The organism is Streptomyces sp. MnatMP-M17 (genome assembly GCF_900091995.1).
Classification (GTDB): domain Bacteria; phylum Actinomycetota; class Actinomycetes; order Streptomycetales; family Streptomycetaceae; genus Streptomyces.
On the sequence record NZ_FMDK01001143.1, the window covers coordinates 1 to 3,803 of the forward strand.

4 protein-coding genes are annotated in these 3,803 nt (G+C 69.9%); 3 read left to right on the forward strand and 1 reads right to left on the reverse strand.

The window, feature by feature from the left end:
- Together GA0115259_RS37050 and tyrS are read left to right on the forward strand one after the other, a co-directional pair.
- Window positions 1-1,130, forward strand: a 1,130-nt coding sequence (locus GA0115259_RS37050) for a metallopeptidase TldD-related protein (protein WP_093604908.1), incomplete at its 5' end; no start/stop codon positions are given.
- 98 nt (window positions 1,131-1,228) lie between these two features.
- Window positions 1,229-2,506 carry a tyrosine--tRNA ligase gene (gene tyrS, locus GA0115259_RS37055; protein ID WP_093604910.1) on the forward strand — a complete coding sequence of 426 codons (1,278 nt, stop codon included), beginning with the start codon at window positions 1,229-1,231 and terminating at the stop codon, window positions 2,504-2,506.
- 96 nt (window positions 2,507-2,602) lie between these two features.
- Here the strand turns inward: tyrS and GA0115259_RS37060 are convergent, their stop codons facing one another.
- Window positions 2,603-2,893, reverse strand: coding sequence for a GlsB/YeaQ/YmgE family stress response membrane protein (locus tag GA0115259_RS37060; RefSeq protein WP_093604914.1), 291 nt, complete (start codon window positions 2,891-2,893; stop codon window positions 2,603-2,605).
- 213 nt (window positions 2,894-3,106) lie between these two features.
- Here GA0115259_RS37060 and GA0115259_RS37065 point away from each other — a divergent pair, with 213 nt between their 5' ends.
- Window positions 3,107-3,466 (forward strand): DUF3099 domain-containing protein, encoded by a 360-nt coding sequence (locus tag GA0115259_RS37065; protein WP_093604912.1) that lies wholly within the window; start codon window positions 3,107-3,109, stop codon window positions 3,464-3,466.
- Window positions 3,467-3,803: the final 337 nt, after the last annotated feature.

Below are 3,803 nucleotides of genomic sequence, written 5' to 3' on the forward strand. Positions count from 1 at the left end.
CGCGCGGCGCCGGTCCCGCCGAGGACGCCCAGCCGCTGGTCGGCCCGGACCAGGCCGGTCCGCCGTCGGGAGACTTCACGGACGCGCCCGCCGAGACGACCTCCGCCGTCTACGCGGACTTCGCGCCGGCGCTCGGCGAGTCCTTCGCGCGTGCCCGGGCCGGCGGCCGTGAGCTGTACGGTTTCGCCAACCACGAGCTGACCTCGACGTATCTCGGTACGTCCACGGGTGTACGGCTCCGCCACGACCAGCCCAACGGCACGCTGGAGCTGAACGCCAAGTCGCCCGACCGCACCCGCTCGGCCTGGGCGGGCCGGGCCACCCGCGACTTCAAGGACGTGGACCCGGCGGTCCTCGACACCGAGCTGGCCCAGCGGCTGGCCTGGGCCGAACGCAAGATCGATCTGCCCGCCGGACGGTACGAGACGCTGCTGCCGTCGACCGCCGTGGCCGATCTGCTGATCTACAACCTCTGGTCCTCGTCCGCCCGCGACGCGGCGGAGGGCCGTACGGTCTTCTCCCGTCCCGGCGGCGGCACCCGTGTCGGCGAGAAGCTCTCGGAGCTGCCGCTCACACTCCGTACCGATCCGAACGAGCCCGGTCTGGAGTCCGCGCCGTTCGTGATCGCGCACTCCTCCGGCGACGACACGTCCGTGTTCGACAACGGTCTGCCGCTGACCGCCACGGACTGGGTACGGGAGGGCGAGCTGGCCCATCTGATCACGACCCGGCACACCGCCGCCCTGACCGGGCTCCCGGTCGCGCCGGGCGCCGGCAATCTGATGCTGGAGGGCGGCGGCGACCGGTCGCTGGAGGAGATGGTCTCCGCCACCGCGCGCGGTCTGCTGCTGACCTGCCTCTGGTACATCCGTGAGGTCGATCCGGCGACGCTGCTGCTCACCGGGCTGACCAGGGACGGTGTGTATCTGGTGGAGAACGGCGAGGTCGTCGGCGAGGTGAACAACTTCCGGTTCAACGAGTCGCCCGTCGATCTCCTCTCGCGCGCCGCCGAGGCCGGACGCACGGAGAAGACGCTGCCGCGTGAGTGGGGTGACTGGTTCACCAGGGCCGCGATGCCTCCGCTGCGGATTCCCGACTTCAATATGAGCTCGGTCAGCCAGGGCGTGTAGCGGCGGCCGTGCGGCCGGCGCCCATCGCGCGTTTGGCGCCTGGACGACGCCCATAGACTGGTGGTCAACCATGTGACCATCCGAGGAGAGACACGACCGTGACGGATATCGTCGACGAGCTGAAGTGGCGCGGGCTGTTCGCCCTGTCCACTGACGAGAACGCTTTGCGCAAGGCGCTCGCGGACGGTCCCGTGACGTTCTATTGCGGCTTCGATCCCACCGCACCGAGTCTGCACGTGGGACATCTCGTGCAGGTGCTGACCGTACGCCGGCTCCAGCAGGCCGGACACCGGCCGCTGGCGCTGGTGGGCGGCGCCACCGGCCAGATCGGCGACCCGCGGCCGACGGCCGAGCGGACGCTGAACGATCCGGAGACGGTCGCGGGCTGGGTGCGGCGGCTGCGGGCCCAGATCGAGCCGTTCCTCTCCTTCGAGGGCCCGAACGCGGCGACCGTGGTCAACAATCTGGACTGGACCGCGGGCCTGTCCGCGATCGAGTTCCTGCGGGACGTCGGCAAGCACTTCCGGGTCAACAAGATGCTCACCAAGGAGTCCATCGCCCGCAGGCTGGAGTCGGACGAGGGCATCAGCTACACCGAGTTCAGCTACCAGCTCCTCCAGAGCATGGACTTCCTGGAGCTGTACCGGCGGTACGGCTGTGTTCTCCAGCAGGGCGGCAGCGACCAGTGGGGCAATCTCACCGCCGGTCTCGATCTGATCCACCGGCTGGAGCCGGGTGCCACCGTGCACGCGCTGGCCACACCGCTGATGACCAAGGCGGACGGGACCAAGTTCGGCAAGTCGGAGAGCGGCGCGGTCTGGCTGGATCCGGAGATGACCACGCCGTACGCGTTCTACCAGTTCTGGCTGAATGTGGACGACCGTGACATCTCCTCGTACAGCCGCATCCTCAGCTTCAGGAGCCGTGAGGAGTTGGAGGAGCTGGAGCGGAGCACCGAGGAGCGTCCGCAGGCCCGTGCGGCCCAGCGGGCGCTGGCGGAGGAGCTGACGACGCTCGTCCATGGCGCGGAGCAGTGCGCGGCGGTCGTCGCGGCCTCCCGGGCGCTGTTCGGCCAGGGAGAGCTGGCGGAGCTGGACAAGGCGACGCTGAGCGCGGCGCTCTCGGAGGTGCCGCGCGCCGAGGTCGCCGAGCTGGGCCCGGTGGCGGATCTGCTCGCCGAGACCGGCCTCGCGCCGAGCAAGTCGGCGGCGCGGCGCACGGTCAAGGAGGGCGGGGCCTACGTGAACAACACCAAGGTCACCGACGCGGACTCCGTACCGGGCCACGAGGAGCTGCTGCACGGCCGCTGGCTGGTGCTGCGCCGTGGCAAGAAAAACCTGGCGGCGGTCGAGGTCACGCCCGTGCTGACCGACTGACTGACCTGAATGGGCTGATCCGGGAACGGGCCGGGTCCGGGGCGCGCGAGACATCTCGTAGGCCTCGGACCGGCCCGTTCCCGCGCCTCGCACGCTTCACATGCGCTGTCGGGCGCCTCTGGCACGTCTGCCCCGCAGTGTGTTCCAGGCCAGATCGGCCACGAAGACCACCAGAATCGCCCCGATGAGCTGGAGCACATGGCGCGTCCAGTCGATGCCTCTGGTCTCGGCGACGCCCAGCCAGCCGGCGGCCCCGTTGCCCAGCATGCCGCCGAGGATGCCGCACAGGGCCGTCAGCCAGATGGGGATGTGCTGCTTGCCCGGGATGACCGCTCTGGCGATCAGACCCAGCACCAGCCCCACAATGATCGCCCACAACCAGTTCATCGTCGCCTCCCGGTGCGGCGCGGTCCGCGCGTGTGGGCCCAGTCTGTGCCGGTCGCCCATACGGCGCACGTCGGACGGCGCCGTACGTGGCGCGACCAGAACCATCGGTCAGGATGGAGGGTGACCCGCTCTCGTGGCGGCGGGAGCTCCGGCGTACCGTGGTTGACGATCCGGTCCGGGCGAGTCCGGCACAGAATCGGGTGGTGGAACGTGATGCGGAAGCGGAGCGGGACCGAGGTCTTCCGGATCACGGGAGCCCGGCAGGGGCTCGCCGAGGATGTGCGCGGCCGGCAGCGCCGCTATGTGATCTCGATGTCCGTACGGACGCTCGCGGTGGTCGCCACTGTGGCCCTGTGGAACGTGGAACGGCCGGTGGCGATCGTGACGCTCGTCATCGGTACGCTGCTGCCCTATGTCGCCGTGGTGATCGCCAACGCGGGCCGGGAGAACGCTCCTTCGCTGCCCACGACCTTTGTGACCGCGCCGGCGCCGCCGATGATCGCGCCGCCCTCGGGACCTCTGGTGGCGGAATCCGGAGCCGAGCAGACGGGCCGCGAGGCGCGGGAGAGCTGATCCCGGGCGGTCCGCAAAGCTCAAGGAAAGCTCAGATCAATCGTGAAGTTCCGGTGCCGGGCACCCCATTGCCCGTGACATACTTTGTAGGCGCTCCGCATCCCCCGTCGGAGCGACAGACCGACGCCGGGCAGCTCCCCCCGTGGCTGCTCGGCGTCGCCTTTTCGGGTTACCGGATGTGTCCCGGGTCCTGTCGGGCCTGTCCTAGGGCGTGTTTCGAAAGTCCCGCCTGGCCCGCGACGCCCGGCACGCACGCTCGCTGCGTTGTCGGAGTCGCCCAAGTACGGCCGGGCCATCGACAACGACGATCCTCCGCCTTGCGATCGCACGCACCGGA